The 25,095-nt window shown below is 67.0% G+C and carries 24 protein-coding genes and 1 pseudogene; 10 read left to right on the forward strand and 15 right to left on the reverse strand.

What is annotated here, in order from left to right:
- Positions 1 to 61: 61 nt before the first annotated feature.
- Positions 62 to 1,819 carry a proline--tRNA ligase gene (locus NU1_RS22500; protein ID WP_067523814.1) on the reverse strand — a complete coding sequence of 586 codons (1,758 nt, stop codon included), beginning with the start codon at positions 1,817 to 1,819 and terminating at the stop codon, positions 62 to 64.
- A 135-nt stretch (positions 1,820 to 1,954) separates the two neighbouring features.
- On the opposite strand from NU1_RS22500, the gene yaaA reads away from it, so the two are divergent.
- Positions 1,955 to 2,698 (forward strand): peroxide stress protein YaaA, encoded by a 744-nt coding sequence (gene yaaA / locus NU1_RS22505; RefSeq protein ID WP_067523815.1) that lies wholly within the window; start codon positions 1,955 to 1,957, stop codon positions 2,696 to 2,698.
- Between the two features lie 47 nt (positions 2,699 to 2,745).
- Here the strand turns inward: yaaA and NU1_RS22510 are convergent, their stop codons facing one another.
- From NU1_RS22510 to NU1_RS22520, 3 genes are all read right to left on the reverse strand, one after another.
- The gene (locus NU1_RS22510) at positions 2,746 to 3,237 is read right to left on the reverse strand and encodes a carboxymuconolactone decarboxylase family protein (RefSeq protein ID WP_067523817.1); all 492 of its coding nucleotides are present in this window, start codon (positions 3,235 to 3,237) and stop codon (positions 2,746 to 2,748) included.
- Positions 3,238 to 3,239: 2 nt separating this feature from the next.
- Positions 3,240 to 4,313, reverse strand: a complete 1,074-nt coding sequence (locus tag NU1_RS22515) for an NAD(P)H-dependent amine dehydrogenase family protein (protein ID WP_067523819.1) — start codon at positions 4,311 to 4,313, stop codon at positions 3,240 to 3,242.
- A 116-nt stretch (positions 4,314 to 4,429) separates the two neighbouring features.
- Entirely contained in the window at positions 4,430 to 5,200 is a 771-nt protein-coding gene (locus tag NU1_RS22520; protein ID WP_067523823.1) for a sporulation protein, read from the reverse strand.
- Between NU1_RS22520 and NU1_RS22525 the strand changes: the two genes are divergently transcribed.
- Positions 5,199 to 5,765, forward strand: a complete 567-nt coding sequence (locus NU1_RS22525; protein ID WP_307644573.1) for a nuclear transport factor 2 family protein — start codon at positions 5,199 to 5,201, stop codon at positions 5,763 to 5,765. The two genes, NU1_RS22520 and NU1_RS22525, sit on opposite strands and share 2 nt — an antisense overlap.
- On the opposite strand, the gene NU1_RS22530 is transcribed toward NU1_RS22525, so the two are convergent.
- Positions 5,762 to 6,043, reverse strand: coding sequence for a hypothetical protein (locus NU1_RS22530; protein WP_067523824.1), 282 nt, complete (start codon positions 6,041 to 6,043; stop codon positions 5,762 to 5,764). The two genes, NU1_RS22525 and NU1_RS22530, sit on opposite strands and share 4 nt — an antisense overlap.
- Positions 6,044 to 6,181: 138 nt before the next feature.
- Here NU1_RS22530 and NU1_RS22535 point away from each other — a divergent pair, with 138 nt between their 5' ends.
- On the forward strand, positions 6,182 to 6,985 hold the full coding sequence (locus NU1_RS22535; RefSeq protein WP_067523826.1) for a potassium channel family protein: 804 nt from the start codon (positions 6,182 to 6,184) through the stop codon (positions 6,983 to 6,985).
- Positions 6,986 to 7,018: 33 nt separating this feature from the next.
- Here the strand turns inward: NU1_RS22535 and NU1_RS22540 are convergent, their stop codons facing one another.
- Positions 7,019 to 8,617 (reverse strand): PucR family transcriptional regulator, encoded by a 1,599-nt coding sequence (locus tag NU1_RS22540; RefSeq protein ID WP_067523828.1) that lies wholly within the window; start codon positions 8,615 to 8,617, stop codon positions 7,019 to 7,021.
- 175 nt (positions 8,618 to 8,792) lie between these two features.
- Here NU1_RS22540 and NU1_RS22545 point away from each other — a divergent pair, with 175 nt between their 5' ends.
- Positions 8,793 to 10,283 carry a CoA-acylating methylmalonate-semialdehyde dehydrogenase gene (locus NU1_RS22545; RefSeq protein ID WP_067523852.1) on the forward strand — a complete coding sequence of 497 codons (1,491 nt, stop codon included), beginning with the start codon at positions 8,793 to 8,795 and terminating at the stop codon, positions 10,281 to 10,283.
- A gap of 25 nt (positions 10,284 to 10,308) precedes the next feature.
- On the forward strand, positions 10,309 to 11,676 hold the full coding sequence (locus tag NU1_RS22550) for an aspartate aminotransferase family protein (RefSeq protein WP_067523830.1): 1,368 nt from the start codon (positions 10,309 to 10,311) through the stop codon (positions 11,674 to 11,676).
- A gap of 12 nt (positions 11,677 to 11,688) precedes the next feature.
- On the opposite strand, the gene NU1_RS22555 is transcribed toward NU1_RS22550, so the two are convergent.
- A complete protein-coding gene (locus NU1_RS22555) occupies positions 11,689 to 12,009 on the reverse strand; it encodes a cupin domain-containing protein (protein WP_067523853.1) in 321 nt (106 codons plus the stop codon).
- Positions 12,010 to 12,073: 64 nt separating this feature from the next.
- Between NU1_RS22555 and NU1_RS22560 the strand changes: the two genes are divergently transcribed.
- Positions 12,074 to 13,477: an aminotransferase-like domain-containing protein gene (locus tag NU1_RS22560; RefSeq protein WP_067523854.1), complete on the forward strand. Its 1,404-nt coding sequence runs from the start codon at positions 12,074 to 12,076 to the stop codon at positions 13,475 to 13,477.
- Between the two features lie 52 nt (positions 13,478 to 13,529).
- Complete coding sequence (locus tag NU1_RS22565; RefSeq protein WP_067523832.1) at positions 13,530 to 14,015, forward strand: Lrp/AsnC family transcriptional regulator; 486 nt, start codon at positions 13,530 to 13,532, stop codon at positions 14,013 to 14,015.
- On the opposite strand, the gene NU1_RS22570 is transcribed toward NU1_RS22565, so the two are convergent.
- The 3 genes from NU1_RS22570 to NU1_RS22580 form a co-directional block, all read right to left on the reverse strand.
- Entirely contained in the window at positions 14,012 to 14,632 is a 621-nt protein-coding gene (locus NU1_RS22570) for an HD domain-containing protein (RefSeq protein ID WP_067523833.1), read from the reverse strand. The two genes, NU1_RS22565 and NU1_RS22570, sit on opposite strands and share 4 nt — an antisense overlap.
- 73 nt (positions 14,633 to 14,705) lie before the next feature.
- Positions 14,706 to 16,190, reverse strand: a complete 1,485-nt coding sequence (locus NU1_RS22575; RefSeq protein ID WP_371859830.1) for an MFS transporter — start codon at positions 16,188 to 16,190, stop codon at positions 14,706 to 14,708.
- Positions 16,191 to 16,250: 60 nt separating this feature from the next.
- Positions 16,251 to 16,580, reverse strand: coding sequence for a DUF4288 domain-containing protein (locus NU1_RS22580; protein ID WP_067523837.1), 330 nt, complete (start codon positions 16,578 to 16,580; stop codon positions 16,251 to 16,253).
- Positions 16,581 to 16,652: 72 nt separating this feature from the next.
- Here NU1_RS22580 and NU1_RS22585 point away from each other — a divergent pair, with 72 nt between their 5' ends.
- Complete coding sequence (locus tag NU1_RS22585) at positions 16,653 to 17,279, forward strand: GNAT family N-acetyltransferase (protein ID WP_067523839.1); 627 nt, start codon at positions 16,653 to 16,655, stop codon at positions 17,277 to 17,279.
- A 150-nt stretch (positions 17,280 to 17,429) separates the two neighbouring features.
- Here the strand turns inward: NU1_RS22585 and cobA are convergent, their stop codons facing one another.
- The 3 genes from cobA to NU1_RS22600 form a co-directional block, all read right to left on the reverse strand.
- Positions 17,430 to 18,653 carry a uroporphyrinogen-III C-methyltransferase gene (gene cobA, locus NU1_RS22590; RefSeq protein WP_067523856.1) on the reverse strand — a complete coding sequence of 408 codons (1,224 nt, stop codon included), beginning with the start codon at positions 18,651 to 18,653 and terminating at the stop codon, positions 17,430 to 17,432.
- Between the two features lie 178 nt (positions 18,654 to 18,831).
- Positions 18,832 to 19,359, reverse strand: coding sequence for a PPOX class F420-dependent oxidoreductase (locus tag NU1_RS22595; protein WP_245720255.1), 528 nt, complete (start codon positions 19,357 to 19,359; stop codon positions 18,832 to 18,834).
- Positions 19,360 to 19,361: 2 nt separating this feature from the next.
- Positions 19,362 to 20,714: a DoxX family protein gene (locus NU1_RS22600; protein ID WP_084521716.1), complete on the reverse strand. Its 1,353-nt coding sequence runs from the start codon at positions 20,712 to 20,714 to the stop codon at positions 19,362 to 19,364.
- Positions 20,715 to 21,064: 350 nt separating this feature from the next.
- Here NU1_RS22600 and NU1_RS22605 point away from each other — a divergent pair, with 350 nt between their 5' ends.
- Together NU1_RS22605 and NU1_RS22610 are read left to right on the forward strand one after the other, a co-directional pair.
- Positions 21,065 to 22,198: a phosphotransferase family protein gene (locus tag NU1_RS22605; RefSeq protein ID WP_067523841.1), complete on the forward strand. Its 1,134-nt coding sequence runs from the start codon at positions 21,065 to 21,067 to the stop codon at positions 22,196 to 22,198.
- A gap of 11 nt (positions 22,199 to 22,209) precedes the next feature.
- Positions 22,210 to 23,310 carry an Rv3169 family protein gene (locus NU1_RS22610; RefSeq protein WP_067523843.1) on the forward strand — a complete coding sequence of 367 codons (1,101 nt, stop codon included), beginning with the start codon at positions 22,210 to 22,212 and terminating at the stop codon, positions 23,308 to 23,310.
- Between the two features lie 288 nt (positions 23,311 to 23,598).
- Here NU1_RS22610 and NU1_RS22615 read toward each other — a convergent pair whose 3' ends face one another.
- Both NU1_RS22615 and NU1_RS22620 read right to left on the reverse strand, forming a co-directional pair.
- A complete protein-coding gene (locus NU1_RS22615; protein WP_067523845.1) occupies positions 23,599 to 23,976 on the reverse strand; it encodes a cobalamin biosynthesis protein in 378 nt (125 codons plus the stop codon).
- 500 nt (positions 23,977 to 24,476) lie between these two features.
- A pseudogene (locus NU1_RS22620) lies at positions 24,477 to 25,095 on the reverse strand (cobyrinate a,c-diamide synthase); the annotation flags it as partial.

Below are 25,095 nucleotides of genomic sequence, written 5' to 3' on the forward strand. Positions count from 1 at the left end.
GGGGGGTGGGCGGTGCACCGAACAGTGTGCGGCCCACTGCCGTTCGCGTTCGAACCGAGGGTCAGCCGCGCACCTTGGCGACGACGGCGTCCACGGCGGTGTCGGCCGGGATCTCGTCGCTGGTGCCCGCGAAGCGGTCGCGCAGCTCCACCTTGCCGTCGGCCCAGCCGCGGCCCACGACGACGACCAGAGGCATGCCGAGGAGTTCGGCATCCTTGAACTTCACGCCCGGCGATGCGGTGCGGTCGTCGAAGAGGACATCGAGCCCGGCCGAGTTCAGTTCCGCGGCAACCTGTTCCGCGCCCTCGCGGGCACCCGCGTCCTTGTTGGCGATGACGACGTGTACGTCGTACGGCGCGACCTCGCGGGGCCAGCGCAGCCCCTTCTCGTCGTGCATCTGCTCGGCGATGACGGCGACCATGCGCGAGACGCCGAGGCCGTAGGAGCCCATGGTGAGGCGGACGGGCTTGCCGTTCTCGCCGAGTACGTCGACCTCGAAGGCGTCGGTGTACTTCTGGCCGAGCTGGAAGATATGGCCGATTTCGATGCCACGGGCGGCTTCCAGGACGCCACGGCCGTCGGGTGAGGGGTCGCCGTCGCGAACTTCGGCGGCCTCGATGGTGCCGTCGGGCGTGAAGTCGCGGCCCGCGACCAGGCCGACGTAGTGCTGGCCGGGGGCGTCCGCACCGGTGATCCAGGCAGTGCCGGTGACCACACGCGGGTCAACCAGGTAGCGAATACCGTTGGCCTGTAGGGCCTTCGGACCGATATAGCCCTTGACCAGCCAGGGGTTTGCCTTGAAGTCCCCATCGGTGAGCATCTCCACCTCGGCTGGTTCGACCGAAGCGCCGAGACGCTTGTCGTCGACCTCGCGGTCGCCCGGTACGCCGACGCCGAGGATCTCGGTCTTGCCGTCGGGGTAGCGCAGCTTGACCATGACGTTCTTCAAGGTGTCCGCCGCGGTGACCGGGCGGCCCAGCTGCTCGGCGATACCCGCGCCGTTGGCCCAGTCGACCAGGGTGGCGATGGTGGGGGTGTCGGGGGTATCGTGCACGACCGCTTCGGCCAGACCCTCGAGGGGAATCTCCGGGGGCGCCGCGGTGACGACGGCCTCGACATTGGCGGCGTAGCCGGACTCCCGGCAGATCACGTAGGTGTCCTCACCCACAACACTGTCGGCGAGGAATTCCTCGGAGGCCGAACCGCCCATGGCGCCGGCGGTGGCGGCGACGATGACGTACTTGACGTCGAGCCGCTCGAAGATGCGCTGGTACGCCTCACGGTGGGCGTTGTAGCTCTTCTTCAGACCATCATCGTCGAGGTCGAACGAGTAGGAGTCCTTCATGATGAATTCGCGCCCGCGCAGGATACCCGCGCGCGGACGGCCTTCGTCGCGGTACTTGGTCTGGACCTGGTACAGCACGACGGGCAGGTCCTTGTAGGAGTTGTATTCGCCCTTCACGGTGAGCGCGAACAGTTCCTCGTGGGTGGGGCCGAGCAGGTAGTCCGCGCCCTTGCGGTCCTTGAGGCGGAAGAGGGTGTCGCCGTACTCGGTCCAGCGATTGGTGGCCTCATACGGTTCGCGCGGCAGCAGCGCGGGCAGCGAGATCTCCTGAGCGCCGATGGCGTTCATTTCCTCCCGGACCACATCCTCGACCTTGCGCAGGACGCGCAGGCCGAGCGGCAGCCACGAGTAGACACCGGGCGCGATACGGCGCACGTATCCGGCGCGGACCAGCAGCTTGTGGCTGGGTACCTCGGCGTCGGCGGGGTCGTCGCGCAGGGTACGCAGGAACAGGTGTGAGAGGCGGGTGATCACGGCTCTAGAGAGTAGCCGCTGCCGCCGGGCTGTTCACAAGGCATTCGCCTAATGCGGTGCGGGCGGGGGCGCTCCATGGTTACGCAAGCTACCGCCTCCGCGCCCTGACCGCCCGCACCGGTACCGTGAGCGCTCGTGCTGGTGCTGCTGCCTCCCTCCGAAACCAAGTCCGATGGCGGTTCGGGTGCTCCGTTGGATCTGGACGCGCTCGCGTTGCCGCAGCTCACGAAGGTGCGTGAGAAGTTGTGCCGCGAGCTGGCGCAGCTGGCCGCCGATCCGGACGCGTCGAGGTCGGCGCTGGGCCTCGGTAAGGGGGCTGACGCGGAGATCGCGCGCAATGCCGCGCTGCACTGCTCCCCCACCCGGCCCGCGCTGGACCGCTACACCGGGGTGCTCTACGACGCCCTCGACGCGCCCTCGTTCACCAAGGCGCAGCGCGCCAAGGCGCAGGCGCGGCTGGGCATCGGCTCGGCACTGTTCGGTGTGGTGCGCGCCGGGGATCCGATTCCCGCGTACCGGCTCTCGGGTGGTTCGAAGCTGCCGGGTCTGCCGACGCTGCAATCGGTGTGGAAAGAGGTGCTGCCCAACGCCTTGCGCGAGGAGACCGCGGGCGATCTGGTGGTGGATCTGCGGTCGGGCACCTATCAACAGCTGGGCCGGGTACCCGGGGCGGTGACCGCCACCGTGCTCACCGAACGGCCCGATGGGAAGCGAACGGTGGTGAGCCACTTCAATAAACACCACAAGGGGCTACTGGCGCGGGCGCTGGTGCTGACCCGCGCCGAGCCGACGGATCTCAACGGCTTGGCCAAGGTGGCTGAGAAGGCGGGGCTTAGGATCGAGATCGCCTCGCCGACAGAGCTTCTCGTTATTACCTGACGCCGGTACCGCGCCGAGCAGTCGGCATCGGCCGGCGTGGCCGGAGGCTATTGCGCGGACAGGTGGCTGGGCAGGACGCACACCGCGTCCAGCCCCAGTACGCGGTTGAGGCGGCCGAAGGCGAGCCAGGAGCCGATGCACATACTCAGTTCCACGACCTCGACCTGCGAGTAGTGCGCGAACATGCGGGTGAAGAACTCGTCGTCGAGGTTGTGGTGGTCGAGGGCGTAGCGTTCGGCGTATTCGGCGGCGAGGCGGGCGCGGTCGTCGAGGGAATCGGTGGTGCGCCATTGGGTTACGGCGTCGGCGAAGGCGTCTTCGACCTTCTGGCCGTCCTTCTCGGTGCGCCAGTCCTGGCAGAACAGGCAGCCGTTGATCTGTGCGATACGCAGTCGGGCGGCTTCGAATTCACGCAGGCCGAGGGTGGTGTGCTCGTAGACGGCGAGGGAGAACCCCGCTGCCGCGGTGCCGATGCCCGGGACCATCTCACCCCAGACGTAGCCGATCGGGTCCTTGCCCTCCGGAATGTCGATGATCATGGTTATGCCTTTCCGAGAATGCCGACGGCGGGTCGCAGGGGGATGTCGAGAGCGTCGTAGAGGCCGGGATCGGCGGCGGCCAGCCAGTCGATCGCGCCGACCAATCTGCCTACGGCCGTGGCATTTCCGCCCGCGGAGCGGTTGCCGTCCTCATCGGTGGCCTCGATACTGACCTCGATACGGGGTCGGCCCTCGATAATGACGCGGTGCGCGCCGTCGCCGGTGGGCGGTGTCGGCCAGTCGGGGGCGCAGGAGGCGTGGATGCGGGTGACATGTTCGATGACAATGCGGGGTTCGCCGCCGATAATGCCCTGCACCTCGAACCGCACCGCGCCCTGCGTGCCCGCCTCGAACTCCCCCATCCGTTCGGTGCCGACCGTGCTGTCGAGTGCGCGCCGGTCCAGGGTTTCGCGTATCTCGTCGAGTTCCGCGCCGAGCGCCCGCGCCATGAGCCGAATCTGCCCGCCCCACACCATGGTCGGCACCCCGGGCGCGATCATGGGTGGCTGATAGTCCATGGGTTGCCCCATACCGACCAGGTAGCGCACCGAATCGGGCTGGTCGTAGGTGGTGTAGTCGAAGATCTCCTGGCAGCGCACCACATCCACGCTGCTGGCGAGGCCGGTCATGAGCAGCGGCAGCACATCATTGCCCCAGCCCGGATCGATACCGGAGACGAACAGTGAGCCGCCGCCCTCGGTAATGGCTTCGAGTACCTGGTCGCGCAAATCCGTTGGGGCGCTGCGGTGGTCGTAGAAGGCGTAGAGCGCGGGCGTGACCACGACGGCTCCGGCGCGGAGGGCGCGCACGATATCGGTGAATGCCTCGAAGGGCCGGATATCGCCGGAGGCGGCGTAGACCACCGCGCGGGGCCCGGCGGCCAGCGCGGCCTCGATATTGTCGCTGGCCGCGACCCCCAATTCGGTGTCGAGCCCGGCCAATTCGCCCGCATCCCTACCGACCTTCTTCGGGTCGTGGACCAGGACACCGGAGAGCGTGAGAGCTGGATGCGCGGCGACGGCGCGGATGGCGGCCCGGCCGACATTGCCGGTGCCCCAGACCAGGGTGGCGATCATCCCGGGAGGGTAGCAATTGCTTGGTCCCACTCGGGTCGGTTTCGAGAACACGTTTCAGTTTTGCGCGATCCGGTGAGTAAACCGGCAGGTCAGCGACCCCGAGTACTGATTGACGGTCAGTGCCCACTGGACATTCGCTCCAGGCGCTGATGCAGCAGCGCGGCCCAATCGGCGCGGTCGAGGGATTGGTAGTCCACCCGCAGGACATCGAAGACGTCACGGCTCTCGCTGATCCAACCGCTCTTCTTATCGCCCTCGAGGACCACATCCATACCCTCGGGCCGGGCCACGAAGGTGACCTCGAGTTGCCGCAGGCGTGGATAGCGGTGCGAGCGACCGAATTCGATCTCCTGGTAGAACGGCAGCTGCTGCTGAACCCCACGCAGCCGTCCCCATTCGACATCGGCCCGGTGCAGCGGGAAGCCGAGTTGTTCGAGCGCGGCGAGGATGACGTGCTGGGCGGGCAGCGCGCCGATACCGAGCGGGTCGCGGTCGCCCGCGTCCACCGCTCCGCTGATCTCCACCACCGTGCGGACGAGAATCTCCGTACCGGGCAGATGCCGTCCGTTGTAGAACGTGATGGGAGTTTCGAACGGCACCGACAGCGCGAACGGAAATTCGTCGGAAGCGTTGGCAGTCAACGTGAACGGGCCGTGCACATCGATCAGGTGGAAACCGCGGTAGCCCTCGGATTCCCCGTCCCCGTGCTCGAATTCGACGCGGGTGACCAGTTCCAGTGCGATGCGATCGATGTCCTGCGCGACGCCACCGCCACGCAGGCGGATGACACCGTGCACCGTCCCGCCGGGTTGTACTCCGGGCGTGTGCAGTTCGGTTTCGACCTCGACCCCACCGACGCCGACGGCCGCCAACAACTTCTTGAACATGGCGACAGTCTCACTCGCCGAACTTGTCGAACGCTCAACAAGCCACAGCGGTGTGACCCGTGTCATGGTGTCCGGTATGGATCTGATCGCCATCGAGGGCATCCGCACCCTGAAATACCGCTACCTACGCGCCCTGGACCTGAAGCAGTGGGACGATTTCGCCGCTACCTTCACCGCGGACGCGACCGGCTCCTACGGATCCCCCTCCGGCGGTGGACCTTTGGAATTCACCGGTCGCGACGAGATCGTCGGCTACATGCGCAAGGCGCTGAGCGGCAATATCATCACCGTGCACGTCTGCACCCACCCGGATATCGAGGTCGACGGCGATACCGCCACCGGCAGTTGGTGTCTGGAGGATACGGTCATCGTCCCGGAGTACGGCGTGCAGATTCGCGGGGCCGCCTACTACCAGGACCGCTACCGGCGCGAAAACGACCGCTGGCTCATCGAACACACCGGTTACCAGCGCATCTACGAATCCACCACATCCCTCGACGCGCTCCCCGGCTTCACCCTCACCGCCAACCGCTGGGCTCCGGCCGCGCAGCAGCCGAACGGCTAGGTGAGGTCCCATTCGTTCGGATGCCCGTGGACCGAGGGGTCGTAGAGCACCACGAACTGGAACTGCTGCGGAGCCGACAGGGGGAAAGGGCCGACGGCCAGTTCCTCGGAGGTGTAGCGATCGTTGCTCATGGTGCGGACCCATTTCGGGGTGCGGTCTTGTTGATCGAGCCATTTCTGGAAGACCGAGCGCGAGGGCTTGGCGGCCATGATGACCGCGAGCAGGGGTAGCGCATCGAGATCCTCGACAGTGGAAACGAACCGTAGGCCGTCGGACATACCCAGCAGTTTGACATGTGGTGCGATAGCCGGAGGCCATGTGGGCAACCCACGGCCGCACGGTAGTCTCGGCGCAACCCGACGATCCGACGGTGTCGACATCTCCCGGACCGTCTACCGATCGACCCAGGTAGCGCTATGCCCACGCCCACGTCCCCGTCCGCCACCGCCGAGACAAGTGTCTCGGCCGATCTCAGTCGGCTCACCAAGTGGGAACGTGCCACCGATTACCCGCTGACCACGCTGGCCGCGGTGTTCCTGATCGCCTACAGCTGGCATGTTCTCGACACGGGGGCCTCGCCGCGGCTGGATACCTGGCTCACCATCGTGGATGTGGCGGTGTGGGTGGTGTTCGCCGCGGATTTCATCATTCGGTGCTGGTTATCGCCGCACCGTTGGGATTTCGTGCGCACCCACCCGGTGGACCTGCTGATCGTGCTGCTGCCTCCGTTCCGGCCGCTACGCCTGCTGCGCGCCGCCATGATCGTGCTGAACACCCTCAACCGGCACACCCGCACTCGGGCGCGGATGTCGGTATTCGTGGGCGGTGCTTCCGTACTCATCCTGTACCTGTGCAGCCTGGCCATGTTCGACGCCGAATACGGTGCCGAGGACGGCAATGTGCAGAACTTCGGCGACGCCATGTGGTGGTCGCTGGTATCGGTGACCACGGTCGGCTACGGCGACTACTACCCGGTCACAGTCGGGGGGCGTCTGGTCGCGTTGGTGCTCATGACCTTCGGCATCGGCCTCATCAGCTTCGCGATCGGCACGACCACCAGCTGGGTCATCGACCAGCTCAAATCCGTCGAGGAGACCACCGACCGCACCGACCGAGAGGTCGGCGTTCTCCTGGACGAGATAACCGCGCTGCGCGATGAGCTCGCATCGCTGCGCACCGAGATCAGCACCACCCGCGGCCGGGTCGTCACGGCCGAATAACCCCGATGCGGTTGTCATGGCAGCCGACGAACCCTACGGATCGACGGCACTGGTCAGGTCGCGAATGAGCAGCGCCGTATGCAGTGACGTGCGGGTCTCACCATTGTCGAGGTCGATATCGAGAATCCGTTCGATACGGGCCAGCCGGTCGTACAGCGTAGGGCGGCTGATATTAAGCCGCTTGGCCAGCTCGGTCTTATTGCCCGCCAGATCCAGGAACTGCCGCAGCGTGCGAATGAGTTCGGTGCCGTGCCGAATATCGTGGCGCAGTAGTGCACTGAGTTCGGTTTCGGCGAAACGCTGCACTCCGGGTTCATCGCGGATCAGCGACAGCAACCCGCGCAGCCGCACATCACCGCTGCGGTAGAACGCGCGCGGAACCGAGGTTTCCAGTGACAGCGCCACTTCCGCGATGTGCGCGGCCTGAGCCAGTTCGCGAGCGGTGTCCAGCAGTGACTCCGACTCCGCGCCGACGCCGATGACCGCGCGGTCCACGCCCGCGACCCGACGCACCTCGGCGGTGACAGCGGTGCAGACCGCGGTCAGGCTCCCGTCGAGGTCGGCGCCGCGTCCGATGGCGAGGATGAGGTTGACCCGGTTGCCGTGATCGGGGGCGGCCAGAGCGGTCGCTTTACCCAGCGCCACCCCGTGCATGGCGGCGTCGATCATGGCGGCGGTTCGGCGCTGATGGCCCACCGGATCGGATTCGATGACGGCCGCGACGTCGATGGCCAGGGGCACATAGCGGGCGCGCCGCGCCAATCCCAGGGTGGCGGCCAGTGCGAGCGCATCGCGTTCATCGCTGATCCGCCCATTGATCAGGTCGTCGATGAGCCCGGTCTGCGCCTGCCGATGCAGACCGAACCGGTCCCGCTCGATCATCCGATGCAGGGTGAGGGTCTGTGCCGCACGTTCGAGCACCATGCGCGCGCGAGCGGTGGGCACGCGCTGGGAGCGCAGGATGAGTCGCCCCCAGCGTTGCGGGTGCGGTCCGACGGGCACCACGCTGTCATCGCTGTCGGGCAGCAGTCGCGAGGTGGTCTCCCAGTGCTCCAGAATCGCCGAGGTCGCGGCGTGCCTGGCGGTGAGCGCCAGTACGCGGTGGGTGAGGTCCTCCAACACCACCGAGGCATCGAGCATGGTGGCGGCGGTCTTCACGATTTCGGCGAGGGAGGCGCGGCGCACACTGAGCGCGGTGAAGGTTTCGTGCGCGGTGCGCGCGAATTCCAGTTCCGCGTACTGGTCGGCCACGATCACCCGGTGCACCGCCTCGGTGATCTCCACGAACCGCACGACGCGGCGCAGCGCTATCACCGGCAGGTCGTATGCGTCGGCCGTGGCGGCGATCAGCGGCGGCAATTCGTCGACGTAGGTGCCGAGTTCCACGACCAGGCCCGAAATACCGGCGGCGGCGAGGGATTTCAGATAGTCGACGGTGGCGGTATCGCCGTGGGTGAGCGCCTGCCCGGTGGTGAGAATCAGTTCGCGACCGACGAGTAGTTCGGCCACCTCGGGCAATTCACTGACGTGCACCCAGCGCACCGGCCGATCCAGGGAGCCACCGCCGACGACCTCGGGTTCTCCGGCACGCACCACCGGCATCGCCAAGACATCCGCGATGGAGAGCCGCACCGACGAATCGTAATACGAACTCCGAAATCGTGTACAGATCGTCGGCGGCCAGCGCAGGATTGATGGCGCAGAGTGGGAGCCGGGCAGCCCGCCTCGTCATGCCGGTGACCGGGTGGGCCCCACTCCTATGGCCGGCTCGCCGAATTTCATCCGGTACGCACCGAATCGAGGACCCATGCAGACCATCGCGCACTGGCTCGACGGCAAACCCTTCGCCGGAACCAGCGAGAGCACCGCGCCGGTGACGAACCCCGCGACGGGTGTCGTCACCGGACAGGTCACGCTCGCCAATCAAGCCGATGTGCGGGCGGTGGTGAACGCGGCCGCCGCGGCCTTCCCGGCCTGGCGCGACGCCTCCCTCGCCAAGCGCACCCAGGTGCTGTTCCGGTACCGGGAACTGCTCAACGCGCGCAAGGAAGAACTGGCGGCGCTGATTACCGCAGAACACGGCAAGGTGCTCAGCGATGCGCTGGGCGAGGTGCAGCGCGGTCTGGAGATTATCGAATTCGCCTGCGGGATACCGCATCTGCTCAAGGGCGGCTATACCGAGAACGCCTCCACCAAGGTCGATATCTTCTCCGTGCGCCAGCCGCTGGGCCCGGTGGCGGTCATCTCACCGTTCAATTTCCCGGCCATGGTGCCCATGTGGTTCTTCCCGGTGGCGATCGCGGCCGGAAATACCGTGGTGCTCAAGCCGAGTGAGAAGGATCCGTCGGCATCGCTGTGGATGGCGGCGCTGTGGCAGGAGGCCGGACTGCCCGACGGCGTCTTCAATGTGGTGCAGGGCGATAAGGTCGCCGTGGACGAACTCCTCGACAATCCTGCGATCAAGTCGGTGTCGTTCGTCGGCTCGACGCCGATCGCGCGATATGTGTATCAGCGCGGTACCGCCGCCGGTAAGCGGGTGCAGGCGCTCGGCGGGGCCAAGAACCATATGGTGGTGCTGCCGGACGCCGATCTGGATCTGGCCGCAGATGCCGCCGTGAACGCGGGCTTCGGTTCGGCCGGCGAGCGCTGCATGGCCATCAGCGCGCTGGTCGCGGTCGGCCCGATCGCCGATGAGCTGGTGTCTCGGATCGCCGAGCGCGCCAAGACCATTCGTACCGGCGACGGCACCAGGGGCGCGGAGATGGGACCCCTGGTCACCAGGGCGCATCGCGATAGGGTCGCCTCCTATATCGACGCCGGTGAATCCGCCGGCGCGACAGTGGTTCTCGACGGCCGTACGGTCGCGGCCGAGGGTGATGCCGATGGATTCTGGCTCGGGCCCACCATTCTCGACAATGTCGGCCCCGAGATGAGCGCCTACACCGATGAGATCTTCGGCCCGGTGCTGTCGGTGCTGCGGGTGGACTCCTACGATGACGCGCTCGCACTCGTCAACGCCAACCCCTACGGCAATGGCACCGCCCTGTTCACCAATGACGGTGGCGCGGCGCGACGATTCCACAATGAGGTCGAGGTCGGCATGGTCGGCATCAATGTCCCCATTCCCGTGCCCATGGCCTATTACAGTTTCGGCGGCTGGAAGAATTCGCTGTTCGGTGATTCCCATGCGCACGGTATCGATGGCGTGCACTTCTTCACGCGCACCAAGGCCGTCACCACCCGCTGGCTCGACCCCAGCCACGGCGGCCTGAATCTCGGCTTCCCGCAGAACCACTGAGCCCGAAGCACACCCGAGGACGACAATGACACTTCCGCAAGGCTCGACCCCGGAGGCGGCCCGCGAACAAGCCGCCCGCACCTACGAATTGGACCGCAAACACGTCTTCCACTCGTGGTCGGCGCAGGCGGCGCTGAAACCCATGGTCGTCACCGCCGCCCAGGGCTGCTATCTGTGGGATGGTGACGGTAACCGGCTGCTGGATTTCTCCTCGCAGATGGTGAATACCAATATCGGGCATCAGCATCCGAAAGTCGTTGCCGCCATTCAAGCCCAAGCCGCCCAGCTGTGCACCGTCGCACCGGCGCACGCCACTGCCGCCCGTTCCGAGGCGGCGCGGCTCATTGCCGAACGCACCCCCGGCGACCTGGACCGGATCTTCTTCACCAATGGCGGCGCGGACGCCGTGGAGCACGCGGTGCGAATGGCGCGGCTGCACACCGGCAGGCCCAAGGTGCTGGCGCGTTATCGCTCCTACCACGGCGGCACCGATACGGCGGTCAATCTGACCGGCGATCCCCGGCGCTGGCCCAATGACCACGGCACGGCCGGGATCGTGCACTTCTTCGGACCGTTCCTGTACCGCAGCAGGTTCCACGCCAGCGACGAGGCGCAGGAATGCGAGCGCGCCCTCGAACACCTGGAACAGACGATCATATTCGAGGGACCCAGCACCATCGCGGCCATCATTCTCGAATCGGTGCCCGGTACCGCCGGAATCATGGTTCCCCCACCGGGATATCTGGCGGGCGTGCGTGAACTGTGCGACAGGTACGGGATCGTCTTCATCGCCGATGAGGTGATGTGCGGGTTCGGCCGGACCGGAAAGTGGTTCGCCATCGAGAATTTCGCGGGCGTGGTGCCGGACCTCATCAGTTTCGCCAAGGGCGTGAACTCCGGATACGTGCCGCTCGGCGGCGTGGCCATCAGCCCGCGGATCGCGGCGACCTTCGATGACCGCGCCTACCCCGGTGGGCTCACCTACTCCGGGCATCCGCTCGCGACGGCCGCGGCGGCGGCGACCATCACCGCGATGGCCGAGGAGCGGATTGTCGAGAATGCCGCGCAGATCGGCGCGACCGTACTGGGGCCCGGTCTGCGTGAGCTGGCCGAACGCCATCCCAGTATTGGCGACGTGCGCGGACTCGGGGTGTTCTGGGCGCTGGAATTGGTGCGCGACCGCGAGACCCGCGAACCCCTCGCCCCGTACGGCGGTACCTCCCAGGCAATGATCGATACGGTGGCGGCGGCCAAGGCGGCAGGTCTGCTGCTGTTCGTGAATTTCAATCGCCTGCATGTGGTTCCGCCCTGCACCATCACCGAGGCCGAGGCCAAGGAGGGTCTGGCGCTGCTCGATCAGGCGTTGACGGTCGCCGACGGATATCTCGAGTGAGGAAACCCCGCCTCAGTTGCCATACTGTCGAGTCTCGGGCCGCTCGATCATCACCCCGTAAGCCGGTTCGCTCGCCACCGGCCGATGCTCGACTCCTCGTGGCACAACAAATATTTCACCCGCCGTCAGCGTGACCGCCGCATGCCCTTCGAGCTCGATGCGGAAGCTCCCCTCCCAGCAGAGAAACAGCTCGTCCTCGTCATGGTGATGCCACGGGAACTCGCCGTGGAACCGGGCGATACGCACAACTGTGTCGTTGGCGACCGCGAGATCGCGCGGCTGCCAGGGATCCGGCAGCGCAGCGATGGCGTCGGTGATCGAAACCTTGTTCATAGCCTCCATGGTCGAGGGACCACTGCCCCGAACCCAGAGCCAATCGGGCACAATTGGTTCGCAAATGGAGCCAATCGAACTCGCCGACCGGCTGGGCCGCTGGTCCGCAGGCCGAGGACCGCTGTATCTGCTGCTGGCGGGTCGCCTACGCACACTGATCGATGACCGCGAGCTCACACCGGGCACTCGGCTACCACCCGATCGGGCACTGGCCAAAGCGCTATCGGTAGGTCGAAATACGGTTGTGGCCGCCTACGACCTGCTCAATGCCGAGCAGCGAATCGTACGCCGCCAAGGCAGCGGCACCCGGGTCGCCGGGCTGCCGTCCGAACCTCCAGACACCACGAGCGCGCCAATGTTCCTGCAACTGCTGGAACCGAGCGCGAATGTCATCGCCCTCGCCTGCGCAGCGCCCACCGCACCGCCGCCGGAAGTCGCCGACGCCTACGACCGCATCGTGCCGCAGCTGACCGCGCTGGAATCCGATATGGGATACCACCCCACCGGACACCTCGCGCTACGCACGATGATTGCCGAACGCTACCGGCAGCGGGGGGTACCCACCGATCCCGATCAGATCCTCGTTACCGGCGGCGGCCAGCACGCCCTGTCACTGATCGCACGGGCTCTACTGCGTCCCGGCGATCGCGTATTGGTCGAAACGCCGACCTATCCAGGCGCTCTGGAGACTTTCCGGGAGATGGCGGCGGTACCGCACGCCGGCCCGATCGGGCTCGGCGCAGTGACGCCGGCCGCTCTCGCGTACACCATTCCCACCTGCCACAATCCCACGGGCACAGTCCTTTCCACCCTGGCCCGCCGACGATTGGTCGAATCCGCTGCCGCGATGGACGTCCCACTCGTCGACGACGAGGTGCTCGCCGACCTGCTCTTCCCCGGCACCGAGACCGCACCGCCGCTGGCGGCCTTCGGCGACGAGGTCATCTCCGTCGGATCGCTGAGCAAAGTCGTGTGGGGCGGACTCCGTATCGGCTGGATTCGCGCCGCCGGTGCGGTCATCACCCGTTTGGCCCGGCTGCGCGCCGTCCACGATCTCGGCGGCAATATCCCCGCCCAACTGGCAGCCGCGCAACTCTTCCCTGCGCTCGACGCCATTCGCTGCCGAATCGCGCTCGAGCGCAAGAAGAGTCATGACACACTGCGCACCGAACTGGCGGCTCACCTCCCGGGCTGGCAGGCACCCGAGGTCGCGGGCGGGCAAACCCTGTGGGTGCGTCTGCCTCACGGCGACGGCACATCCTTCGCCCAGCGCGCCCTGCGCCACGGTGTCGCCGTACTCCCGGGCGCCGGCCTAGATCCGACCGGCGGCAGTACCGATATGCTGCGGATCAGCTTCGTCGCCGCCCCAGAAGAGCTGCGCCGAGCGGTACAGCGGTTGGCAGCGGCGTGGCGAACCTACGACCCGCCGCGTCATCGCATGGCCGCTCCGACACCGCTCGCGGTATGAAGACGGCGCGCCGCTCACCGGCAGTTCGTCGGATCGCTGCGCGTCGGGAAGGATGACTACTGTGAGCGACCCGACTTCCGGACGCACCACCCCGGTGCTCGACGACATCTCCAAACGCATCATCGCCCAGCTCCAAGAGGATGGGCGGCGGCCCTACGCCGCCATCGGCAAGGCCGTGGGGCTGTCGGAGGCCGCGGTGCGGCAGCGGGTGCAGAAGCTGTCCGATACCGGGGTCATCCAGATCGTCGCGGTGACCGACCCGCTCCAGGTGGGAATGTTTCGGCAGGCCATGATCGGGCTCACCGTGGACGGGCAGGTGCAGCCGGTGGCCGACGCCCTGGCCGCCATCGACGAGGTCAGCTATGTGGTGGTGTGCGCGGGCCGGTACGACATTCTGGCCGAGGTGGTGTGCCCGGATGACGAGGCGCTGCTGGAACTCGTCTCGACCCGGATACGGGCGCTGGCCGGGGTGCGGCACGCGGAGATCATGGTCTATCTGAAACTGCGCAAGCAGACCTACAAGTGGGGCACCCGCTAATCCACCAGCGCCGCAAGCTCATTCGCGAGATTCGCGCGCGCCGCCGCCTCATATCTGGCACGTGCCGTATCCGTTCGAAACAGCTGCGGTAGCTGCGTCAAACCCGCCAGGACCGCGCGGCGACCAGCCCGAAACTGCTCATCGGGCACCTGCGCGTACTCGGCGCGAACAGCGGAAGTGTATGCCGCGTAGCCGGATTCGTCCGACGCGAGCACGGCCAGATCGGCATCGCACAGCACCGCGCCATTGCGGTCCTCCGGTTCGGGCGCGTGCCCGGCCGTCAACCGCACCAGCCGCGCCACCTCGGCCACGGTCGCGGCGGATACCCCCAGCTCGGGCAGCGTCGCCTCCGCGAGCCGGGCACTGCGCTCCTCATTGTCATTGCGGTCCAGCGCGTAGACGGCGTCGTGAAAGAACGCCGCGTACCGCACCGCATCGATGTCATCGGCATCCACGGCGAGGTCATCGACAACCGCCAGCATGGCGGCCAGATGCTCCACCGTGTGATAGCGCCGATGCGCTTCCCGATATCGACGGACGAGGTCCTCCCCCACCGCCCGCGCCCCCGGTCCGGCCAGCGCCGCCCACCGCTGCAACAGCTTCGCGTCGGTACTCATCACCGAAGTGTGCCGAACCAGCCGCCTTCGCGCACGGTGCTTTTCGACACTGCCCTCCGACCTGCCCGCGGTTTCAGGACCTTTCGGCTTCTTCCTGGGTGTGCTGGGCCTGGGCGAGCTGGCTCGGTGTGTAGCGCAGAGTCAGGGCGAGCAGGCCCATGATGGCCGTGCCGATGGCGCAGACCAACAGCACCAGCGTGTAACCGCTGCCGAGAGCGGCGATCTGAGCGGTGTCCATATCGGCGGCCTTGCCGGTGCTGCCGCCGAGGGACAGGGTGCGCGACGCGGCGACGGGACTGAGTACGCCGACCGCGACCGGAGTGCCCATATTCATGAACATCTGACCGATGGCCGACAGCGGGCCGATATTGGCCATATCGACGCCGACGAGGACGCACAGCGGCAGGATGACGATGGTGGTGCCCACCGCGAAACCGACCACCGAGAGCAGGATCAGCAGGGTCGGGAAGTACTCGGCAGTCTGGTCCAGCGTCGATCCGAACAGGAGTCCGGACGACAGCAGGATCGCGGCACTGAACAGCAGCCAGCGCGGCGACACCATCATCGCCGCCTTGGACGCGACCGCGGTGCCCACGCCCGCCCCGACCGTGAACGGGATACTTCCCAGACCCGCCATCAGCGGGCTGTAGCCGAGCACGTTCTGCAGGAACAACGCCACGAAGAACGTGGTCGCGCCCAGGACGCCCGAGGCCAGGAAGATCGCCGCGAACGAGATCACGCGATCGCGGCTGTCGAACAGCGACCACGGCAGCAGCGGATTCGGCACCCAGCGTTCGGCGAAGACGAACACGATCAGCAGGGCCGCTCCGCCCAGTAGCGCGGTCAGGATGACCGGGCTGGTCCAGCCGTATACCGGACCCTCGGTGGCGGCGAAGACGATCGACGCGATCGCGGCGGTGCCGAGGATCGCACCGCGCACATCGAGAGTGATGCGCTGGTGTTCGGTATCGCGCAGCTCACGCATCGCGCCGAGCACAATGAGAATGCCGATCGGCACATTGATCCAGAAGATCCAACGCCAGTTGAGTTCGGTGAGCGCGCCGCCGATCACCAGACCCCCGACCGAGCCGATACCGACCATCGAACCGAAGATGGCAATGGCCTGATTACGTGCCGGTCCGGGCGCGAAAGTGCTTGCCACCAGAGCGAATGCGGTGGGTGCGGCAATGGCCGCTCCGGTGCCCTGCAGGGCGCGCGCGCCGATGAGCATGGCCTCATTGGTCGCCATGCCACACAGCGCCGAGGCGAAGGTGAAGAAGGCGACGCCGAGAATGAGCATGCGCTTGCGACCGAAGGAGTCGCCGAGCCGTCCACCCAGCAGCATGAGTCCCGCGAACGGCAGACCGTAGGCGGTGACCGTCCAGGCGCTACCCGAACTGGATAGGCCCATCTCCTCCTGCAGCCGCGGTAGCGCCAGAATCATGACGGTGCCGTCGAGCACCACCATCAATTGCAGCCCGCTCAGCACGAGAATCGCGAGGCCGAACGCCCGCTGGGTTACCGGATACTGCATAGTCGCAGCGGGTTTATCGAGCACAGCAAGCCACCGTACCCGATCCCTACCGCGCCGAACCGAACTCGTGGGGCGGTCAACGGGTCAGAGCAGGGGCTCGAAGGCGCGGTAGGCGTCATAGTCGCGGAAGTGCCTGGCGTAGAGATCGGTATCACGACCGAGGTCATCGTCGAGTGCGCGAGTGACGTCGACCAGATGTTTCAGCCGCCAGGTGATGACCTCACCGGCCGCATTGGCATAGCCGCCCTCCTCGGCCCGGGCCCGCGCCATTGCCCGCTCCCGAGCCGCCGCCGCCGACTCGGCGTAGACCACGACGATGTCCTCGCGGTAGAGCGGCTCGTAATCGGCCGCGTCACTGGACGTTTCGTACAGCACAATCGCGACATACGGTGCGCGTTCACTATCCCCCGGCATCGGACCAGCCTAAGGAGCACCCCGGGATATGGTCGTACGCGGACGGGCACGGGATGAGCGAGGTGGCCGAGGATGGTCGAGACCAGGGTCGTGGTCGAGCGGGGCGACGAGCTCGGCGAGCGATACCGGCGCCGCATCACCGAGGTATATGTGCGCAGCTTCGCGGCGGACTTCATCGCATTCTCGCGCGACACCGGCAAGTTGGCCGACGCGTTCGAACACATGCTGCTGCTCGACCGGTTCTACGTCGCGCTGGTGGACGGGGAGCCCGCCGGCCTCGCCTCGCTCACCGAAGGTGACCAGACGCTGTTCGCGCCGCGCTGGCGGGAGATCCGGCGTCACCTCGGGTTCGCGCGCGGGCTGCTCTGCTATCTGGTGATCCGGAGATGGTTCATGGCCGCCTCCGATGACGCCCGGCCCGGTCTCGCCGAGATCGGATTCGTCGCCACCGAGCCCGATTTTCGGGGTCGCGGCGTCGCGACCGCGTTGCTGCGTCACCTGCTGGCGCAGCCCGGGTATCGCGAATACGTGCTCGAGGACATCAAGGACACCAACACATCTGCTCTCGGCGTCTACACCAAGCTCGGCTTCACCGAGTACAAGCGTAGAAAGGTGCGCTTCGCCAGACGCGCCGGATTCACCGAGCTCGTGTCGATGAGGCTCGGGCAGGACCCTGCGTCAGGGCCTGCCACCGGGTGATCACCCGGAGCCGGCTGATCGGTCGCGCAAGCCCGACACCTACTGCGGGGTTCGTGCACGGGATCGCAGCCGCCACCGCTGGAAGCGGCTCAGCCGGTGGGTGCCGTCGCGCGGTGGGCCGACGCACGCCCCGAACCGAGCGGCCCGTGGTTAGCGCGCGCCGGCCTCGGAGGGCTCGATATCCGGTGCACCGGCGGTGAAACCCGCAGTGGGGCCGATCACGATGATCGCGGGCGGGCGGATGGCCTCGGCGCGGACTCGTTCGGCCACCGTGGACAGGTCGGCGCGCACGACGCGCTGGGTACGCAGACTGCCCTCCTGCACGATGGTGACCGGGGTGTCGGCGGCACGCCCACCCTCCAGCAGCGCGGTGGCGAACTGTTCGATGCGTTCGACCGCCATGAGCAGCACGATGGTGCCGCGCAGGCGGGCCAGGGCGGGCCAGTCGACCAGCGAGTCCGGGTGGTCGGGGGCCACATGGCCGCTCACGACGACGAATTCGTGGGTGACGCCGCGGTGGGTGACCGGAATACCGGCCAGGGCGGGTACCGAGATGGCGCTGGTGACGCCGGGAACGACCGTCACCGGGACGCCCGCCGACACGCAGGCCTCGAGTTCCTCGTAGCCGCGACCGAAGACGTACGGGTCACCGCCCTTGAGCCGCACCACGAATTTGCCCGCCTTCGCACCGTCGACGAGGGCGCTATTGATGGCCTCCTGCGCCATGGCCCGGCCGTACGGGATCTTGGCGGCATCGATCACCTCGACGTCGGGGCCGAGTTCGGCGAGCAGTTCCGGCGGCGCGAGCCGGTCGGCGACAACGACATTGGCGCGCGCCAGCAGTCGGCGACCGCGCACCGTAATGAGGTCCGGGTCGCCGGGGCCGCCGCCGATGAGCGCGACACCGGGGGCCATGGGGGCCGAATCGTCGGTGACCACCCCGGATTGCAGCGCTTCGAGCAGGGCGTTGCGGACCGCGGCGGAACGACGGTGCTGTCCACCGGCGAGGACTCCGAGGGTCAGTCCGTCGAAGCGGGCGGTGGCCGGGGTGACCGCGGTGCCGAGGCGGGCATTGTCGGCGCGCACACAGAAGACGCGCCGCCGCTCGGCCTCCGCGACCACGGCCGCATTGGTATCGGGTTCATTGGTGCAGGCCATGGCGTACCAGGCGCCGTCCAGATCGCCATCCGCGTAGTCGCGCAGGGTGACGGTGATCTGCCCGGAGGTAGCCATACCCTCGACGGCCGGGGTGACCGCGCGACTGATCACATGGACGTCCGCGCCGGAGGCGATGAGCAGTCCGAGCCGCCGCTGCGCGACGGACCCGCCGCCCACCACGACGACGCGGCGATCGTTCAGATCCAGGCCGACCAGGTAATTCGGGTCGCCGTCTGGACGGGGGGCGGAATCCGATCCCGTGTGGTCATCGGATGCGGCTGACGTCTTCTGCACAGTGCTCGAGCCTACGGCGTGGGCGCGCGAACACGACAATCGCCTCGCGTCCGTTCGGTAACCGATAGACAGCTCACCGGATCAGGGTTGTTCATCGGGGTCAGAAGCGGCCGAGCACCTTGGTCGGCGTGATCCGGATGATGACCCGCTCGGTGTCATCGACCGATTGGGGATTGAACTCCCGATACGGCAGGCCCGTGAACTTCAGCGACATCGTGTCGGGCAGGGCGCGCTCGGGATCGGGTGCCACGGTCACCGTCCCACGCACCTCGGCGTAGCGGAACGGCTGCTCCGGCGGATTGATCATTACGGTTACCCGCGGGTCGCGGACCACATTGCGGTACTGCTGCCGCGATACCGTCGTGGAGTAGATGAGTTCGTCACCATCGCGGTCGAGCCAGACGACGGTCAGATGCGGTTGGCCGTTGGCGCCGATGGTCGCCACGGTGGCGTAGACCTTCGACTCGTCGATGTACTTCTTCAATTCATCAGACAGGGAGACAGTCACCTTCGCTGCCAACCGGCGCGGGTCACCGCCCATTCCCGCCACGCCGAGCAGAACCGTTGCTACGAGGTTGCTTTGCCGGAAAGCGCGGCCATGCCGATCCGCGCCGCCGTGAATCGGCACGATCAATTGACGCCACCACTCACATTCGGATAGTCCTGTACGAGGCGGAATCCGCCCTGGCGCAGCGGGAAACCATCGGCATCCATCAGCGATAGCGACATCATCACCGGTTGCCCGTCCAGAACACCGGTGAGCAGCAGTCGATCCGGCGCAGGCCGTTCGAAGGTGAAGTTTCCGGACGGCTCCGCGGCTTCTCCGGTCAGCAGGGTGACGGTTCGCTCGGACCCGTCGACGATGACGGGCATCGGCTCGAGAGAGTCGTCCATCCGCTGGATATAGATCGCGTTCGGATCCTCGAACACCACTCGCCGCCAACGGGTCTCATCGGTAGTCAGCGGTGGTACGGGCTGGCCGTCACGGGTGAATTCGTCGACGGTCCAAATGCCGTAGAGCTCCGATTGCGGTCGACCCGGACCCCATTCGTTCCAGCTCTTCACGCCGGACATCGCGAAGCCGACCGCCAACCAGACCGCCAGCGCCACCTGCACGACGGCGGCGATGGTGGCGGCCCGGCCATGGAAAGGCTGCGGCGCGGTGGACGGTCCGGCCGCACCTCCCGTCAGCACCGCGGTCAGCCTCCGTGCCTCCGGGGCCAATAGCACCAGGCACAGCAGCAGGAGGTGGAACGACAGCAGCTTCACCGGCACGTCGTAGGTCATATTCAGCACCCACACCTGCGCCATGCTCACCAGACTCAATAGCACGCCAGCGAGGGCGGTGCGTGGCAGGAGCAGCAGCAGCCCACCCACTATCTCGGCGATACCGAGCAGAATCTCGTATGCCGGGGACGAACCGACCTGGCTCCACAGCACCGCCATCGGGGTGAAATTGCCGTAGGGCTGGAGCAGGGCGACCAGCGACGGCTCCGACATCTGCGTCGGAATCGCCTTCGCGAAACCGTAGAGCAGCATCTGCGATGCCAGGCACAACCGGATGAAGAGCAGGAACCAGCCCGCGAGACGGCGATATTCGGGGCGGCGGCGATCCAGCACCATCCATACAGCGGTGACCACCACCGAGAAGACGAGCAGGCAGAACACCAGTACGAAGAAGAAGACCTGGTCCCCGCTGCCGGAATCGGTGCGTAGAACCGCCTCGGCGTCGAAGACCGTGCGCCCGACCCATTCGACGACCGGGCTCGGGAACTCCCCCCACCGCATGACCGCGTCTTCGGGGATCCACCGGTGCAGGGGCACCGCGAAGGAGATGAGTATCTGCGGGAAGAGCACGCAGAACAGGCTGAAGTAGATGAAGCTGAACCGGAACAGGATGCGGGTCAGTGGATTCCACCGCGCCTCGCGCTCGACTACCGGTGGCTCCAGGCCGGTCTCGACGGCGACCGTCCCGACACTCATGGCGTCCCCTCTCTACGCACGTGACCACTGCCGAACGGCAAGTTCTGACGGTAGAAAACCTCACGCCCGCAGCGCTTCCGGTAACCCCCTGACTTCCACCCCGAGTACATCCGTACGGAAATACCTCCAGAGGAGTACGTGCCAGCACGAGTGTGGCCGGTTTGCCCAGGACAAGCGCTTATCCCAGTCACCGGTACTGGTCAAGTCGATCCGTCGATTCCGTGACCACGATAACTAGAACGCGTTACATTCCAACGACCGTGCCACCCGGGCTACCGAGCCGGGCTCACCCGCCCGCACCCGCCGTATTCGGTTGACACGTCCGCAGTCCCACTGTGTCAGGAGGACCCATGACCTCGGCTGACGCCGATCACAACCAGCGGCGGCAACTCACCACCAGCGAACGCGACCTCGATGTGCTCGCTACCGACCTGGCGCAATGGCTGGCCACCAAGGTCGACGCCGACGCACCGCCCGAGGTCACCTCGATCACCCGCCCCACGGCGGGCGGTATGTCGAGCACCACGCTGCTGTTCGACGCCCAGTGGCGTGAACAGGGACAATCCGCGGGCGGGTCGTTCGTCGCCCGGCTCGCACCGGAGGCGAGTTCCTTCCCGGTCTTCGAGAAATACGACCTGGCAACCCAGTTCGCCGTAATGGCCGGGGTCGCGGAGGCCACCGATGTGCCGGTGCCGCCGCTGGCCTGGTTGGAGAACGATCCGACGCTGTTCGGTTCGCCGTTCTTCGTCATGCGGCGGGTGGACGGGCGGGTACCCGAGGACAATCCGCCGTACGTCTTCCTGGGCTGGCTCTTCGACGCCACCCCTGAGGAACGATTGCGGTTGACCCGCAACACCATCGAGGTCATCGCGAAGATCCACGCCATCGACAATCCGGCGGAGCGGTTTCCAACGCTGGACGGTGAAGGCTCCGCCCTGCGGCGGCATGTGGAGGGCCAGAAGGCCTGGTACAACTGGGCGCTCGCCGATGACGGTTTCCGGATTCCGATTCTGGAACGCGCCTTCGACTGGTTGGAGGCGAACTGGCCCACCGATCCGGGACCGGATGTGCTCGGCTGGGGTGACGCCCGGCCCGGCAATATCATGTTCGACGGCTTCGAACCGGTCGCGGTGCTGGACTGGGAGATGGCGGCACTCGGGCCGCGCGAACTCGATGTGGCGTGGACGGTGCTCATTCACCGGTTCTTCCAAGATATCGCCACCCGCTTCGACCAGCCGGGACTGCCGGATTACATGCGGCGCAGCGATGTCGAACGGTTCTACCAGGAATTCACCGGGCACAAGGTCCGTGATCTGGACTGGTACCTCATGTACGCCGCGCTGCGGCACGGCATTGTCATGGGCCGCATCAAGCGCCGAATGATCCACTTCGGCGAGGACACCGATACCGCCGACCGCGACGACTACGTCATGCACCGTCCGCTGCTGGAAGCCCTGCTCGACGGCACCTACACCTGGGATTGAGAGATAACGCCATGATCGGTCCATTGGACGAATACCCGATCCATCAGGCCCCGCTGCCCATCGCGCGCGTGGCCACCAGTGATCGAAACTTCTACGACCGCAGCTATTTCAACGCCTCCGACCGCGATGGTGGGACATTCCTGGTCACCGGGTTCGGGGTGTATCCGAATCTCGGTGTGACGGACGCCTTCATGACCGTGCGGCGCGGGGATCATCAACGCGCGGTGCGGTTTTCCGACGCCCTCGTCGAACGCGGTATCGCACCCGAGGTCGGCGGGTACCGGCTCGAGGTGATCGAGCCATTGCGGAAGATCCGCATGATCTGCGAGCACGACGACCTCTCCGCCGATATGACCTGGGAGGGCGCGTTCCCGGTCGTCCAGGAGCAGCCGCACACCATTATCACCGGATTGAACCGGCCCATCATCGACGCGCAGCGCTTCGCCCAGGTCGGATCCTGGTCCGGCACACTGTCTGTCGACGGCACCGACTTCACCGTCGATCCGGACGTCTGGACCGGTACCCGCGACCGCTCCTGGGGTATCCGCCCCGTCGGCGAATCCGATCCGCCGGGACGCGTGGCCGATGAACCGTCGGAGGGCTTCTGGTGGCTGTACGTGCCGCTGCGGTTCGACGACTTCTCCATTGTCGTCATCGTGCAGGAGGAGCCCAATGGTTTCCGCACCCTCAACGATGCCACCCGCATCTGGAACGACGGCCGTGTCGAGCAGCTGGGTTGGCCGCGCGTCCACCTCACCTACCGGTCCGGCACCCGAATCCCGGTGTCGCTCAGGCTGGAACTGACCACCCCCGACGGCAAGCCCCTCGAAGTCGAGGTGCAGGCGGGCACCTTCATCGCCTTGAACGTCGGCTGCGGTTACGGCGGCGACCCCGACTGGCTACACGGCCAGTGGAAGGGCCGCGGCTGGTCCGAAAGCCGGTTGTACGACCTCACCGACCCCGCCATCGCGGGCCGCATCCCCTTCGGCGTCATCGACCACGTCGGCAAGGCCCGCTGCGGTGACGCCGAAGGCTGGGGCCTGTTCGAACACGGCAGCCTCGGCCGCCACGACCCCACCGGCTTCGCCGACTGGGGCTCGGTAGCCCCATAGCAGTCGAGATCCCGCGGATTGCCCGACCGTTCCGAGCGGTCGGGCAATCCGATCGGCCCGCTGGCTACGAAGACTTCTACGCCACGGTTCCACGGGATCCCGCGTCTCCAGGCGCGGGATCCCCCCGGCGGCCCACCGAGCACCCTCGGGAGGGTCAACCGATTGCATACCAATCATCGCGACCGCCAGCCAGCGCGACTCCGCGGCCACGGGGAAGCTCCCGCCACCGGTGAGCCACCAGGGCAGCACCCTCCGGCCACCCCCGAACCACCGGGGAAGCTCGCTCAGTCAGCCCTCGATTACCGCGGCCGCCACCGTAATTCCCCCCACCACACACTTGTCGACCGCCAGCCGGTCGGTCCCGGCGGCAAGTAGCGCGGCGGCCTCCGCCACACTCGCGGTCCCGATCGCCTCGGCGGTGCGGAACGAGGGGTTGGGCACCACCGCCGCCGCCAACTGCTCAGCGGTGAAAGCGACTATCGGCACCCCCAGTTCGGCAGCCGCCGCAATCAGTCCCGGCTCCCCCGCCCGCCGATCGACAGTCGCCAAACACCCGATCGCCATCTCCCCCACCACAATCCGCACCGCGGCGAGGACACCCGCCGACTCCGCGCCCGGGCGCATACCGACACCGACGGCCACCCCACCCGCCCCACCCGCGCTCATTGTCGCCACCGTTTCTCCGCCGGCCACCGCATTCGGTCGCAGGCCGACACCAACCGCGACCTCACCCGAATCATGAGTTGAACCGACCCTCCGTACACCGCCGCGGCTGGGCGTGGGCCAATCCCGACGGCAATGTGTCGCGCGTTGTCATCAGCTGGACCGACCCGCCTCCCGAGGCGGGCCACCTCGGGCGATGAAAACCTATCGAGGTCGAAGCCACGGTGTCGGCATATCCCGTCGTCCCGGCGTGCTTCTGGCCGGGACCCATTGCTGCACGCGTGTGGATTCCGGCCGAATGCACGCCGGAATGACAGGGTGCGGCCAGCGCCGGGACGACGCGAGAGTGCCTGCTCCCGAGGGGAACAGGGCGCCGGGCGTGATGAGGGCGAGGCCGCGCCCGCCGTTGGTGCAGTTGCCGCGCGGCATCGAATCCATGGCCGAGCGACGGATCACCCCGCCACGTTCCCGAGCGGGTCACTGCGGCAGCGCACGCGCCCACCTCACGCAAGGGCGCGGCTCTCCGCGAATTCCGCCGCGGCGGCGACGAAGCGGGCTATCGCGGCCGGGTTTCCGGCGGGGTGGGTGTGCAGGTAGGAGGCGTGGACCCGGTGGACGAGCGCACCTTCGCGGACGGTTTCACCGGATGGCGAGCGCCAGCCCCACGCGAGGGGGTCCGCGCCGATGGCGGTGAGGCGGGTACGGTGAAATTCGTGGCCGCGCACCCGTTCTCCGGCTGACCAGAGCGGGGAGTCGGTGAGGGCGACCGCGTCTCGGTAGCCGAGGGTGAGGCGGGGGCCGAATTCGGCGTCGGCGTCGATCACTCCGGCCATGAGGTGGCCGTCCAGGGAGCGGGTGAGGTAGAGCAGGCCCGCGCATTCGGCGTGGATGGGCATACCGCGTCGCGCCTGTTCGGCCACGGCTGTCCGCAGGGTGGCATTGGCGGAGAGTTCGGCGGCGTGCTCCTCGGGGAAGCCACCCGGCAATACCAATCCCGCCGTGCCGACCGGCAATTCCTCGCGCAGCGGGTCGAAGATGACCACCCGTGCGCCAGCGGCCTCCAGCAGCTCACGATGCTCGGCGTAGCCGAAGGTGAATGCCGGGCCACCGGCTACGGCGATG

Source organism: Nocardia uniformis NBRC 13702, assembly GCF_001613345.1.
In the GTDB taxonomy this organism is placed as follows: domain Bacteria; phylum Actinomycetota; class Actinomycetes; order Mycobacteriales; family Mycobacteriaceae; genus Nocardia; species Nocardia uniformis.

What these genes read in the sequence shown, in the direction of transcription:
- NU1_RS22510 (WP_067523817.1), bottom strand. Translation starts at nt 3,237, where the DNA reads ATGATCATCGACATTCCGGAGGGCAAGGACCCGATCGGCTACGTCTGG.
- NU1_RS22515 (WP_067523819.1), bottom strand. Translation starts at nt 4,313, where the DNA reads ATGATCGCCACCCTGGTCTGGGGCACCGGCAATGTCGGCCGGGCCGCC.
- NU1_RS22525 (WP_307644573.1), top strand. Translation starts at nt 5,199, where the DNA reads ATGGCGACAGTCTCACTCGCCGAACTTGTCGAACGCTCAACAAGCCAC.
- NU1_RS22520 (WP_067523823.1), bottom strand. Translation starts at nt 5,200, where the DNA reads ATGTTCAAGAAGTTGTTGGCGGCCGTCGGCGTCGGTGGGGTCGAGGTC.
- NU1_RS22530 (WP_067523824.1), bottom strand. Translation starts at nt 6,043, where the DNA reads ATGTCCGACGGCCTACGGTTCGTTTCCACTGTCGAGGATCTCGATGCG.
- NU1_RS22535 (WP_067523826.1), top strand. Translation starts at nt 6,182, where the DNA reads ATGCCCACGCCCACGTCCCCGTCCGCCACCGCCGAGACAAGTGTCTCG.
- NU1_RS22545 (WP_067523852.1), top strand. Translation starts at nt 8,793, where the DNA reads ATGCAGACCATCGCGCACTGGCTCGACGGCAAACCCTTCGCCGGAACC.
- NU1_RS22550 (WP_067523830.1), top strand. Translation starts at nt 10,309, where the DNA reads ATGACACTTCCGCAAGGCTCGACCCCGGAGGCGGCCCGCGAACAAGCC.
- NU1_RS22555 (WP_067523853.1), bottom strand. Translation starts at nt 12,009, where the DNA reads ATGAACAAGGTTTCGATCACCGACGCCATCGCTGCGCTGCCGGATCCC.
- NU1_RS22560 (WP_067523854.1), top strand. Translation starts at nt 12,074, where the DNA reads ATGGAGCCAATCGAACTCGCCGACCGGCTGGGCCGCTGGTCCGCAGGC.
- NU1_RS22565 (WP_067523832.1), top strand. Translation starts at nt 13,530, where the DNA reads ATGACTACTGTGAGCGACCCGACTTCCGGACGCACCACCCCGGTGCTC.
- NU1_RS22570 (WP_067523833.1), bottom strand. Translation starts at nt 14,632, where the DNA reads ATGAGTACCGACGCGAAGCTGTTGCAGCGGTGGGCGGCGCTGGCCGGA.
- NU1_RS22580 (WP_067523837.1), bottom strand. Translation starts at nt 16,580, where the DNA reads ATGCCGGGGGATAGTGAACGCGCACCGTATGTCGCGATTGTGCTGTAC.
- NU1_RS22585 (WP_067523839.1), top strand. Translation starts at nt 16,653, where the DNA reads ATGGTCGAGACCAGGGTCGTGGTCGAGCGGGGCGACGAGCTCGGCGAG.
- NU1_RS22600 (WP_084521716.1), bottom strand. Translation starts at nt 20,714, where the DNA reads ATGAGTGTCGGGACGGTCGCCGTCGAGACCGGCCTGGAGCCACCGGTA.
- NU1_RS22605 (WP_067523841.1), top strand. Translation starts at nt 21,065, where the DNA reads ATGACCTCGGCTGACGCCGATCACAACCAGCGGCGGCAACTCACCACC.
- NU1_RS22610 (WP_067523843.1), top strand. Translation starts at nt 22,210, where the DNA reads ATGATCGGTCCATTGGACGAATACCCGATCCATCAGGCCCCGCTGCCC.
- NU1_RS22615 (WP_067523845.1), bottom strand. Translation starts at nt 23,976, where the DNA reads ATGAGCGCGGGTGGGGCGGGTGGGGTGGCCGTCGGTGTCGGTATGCGC.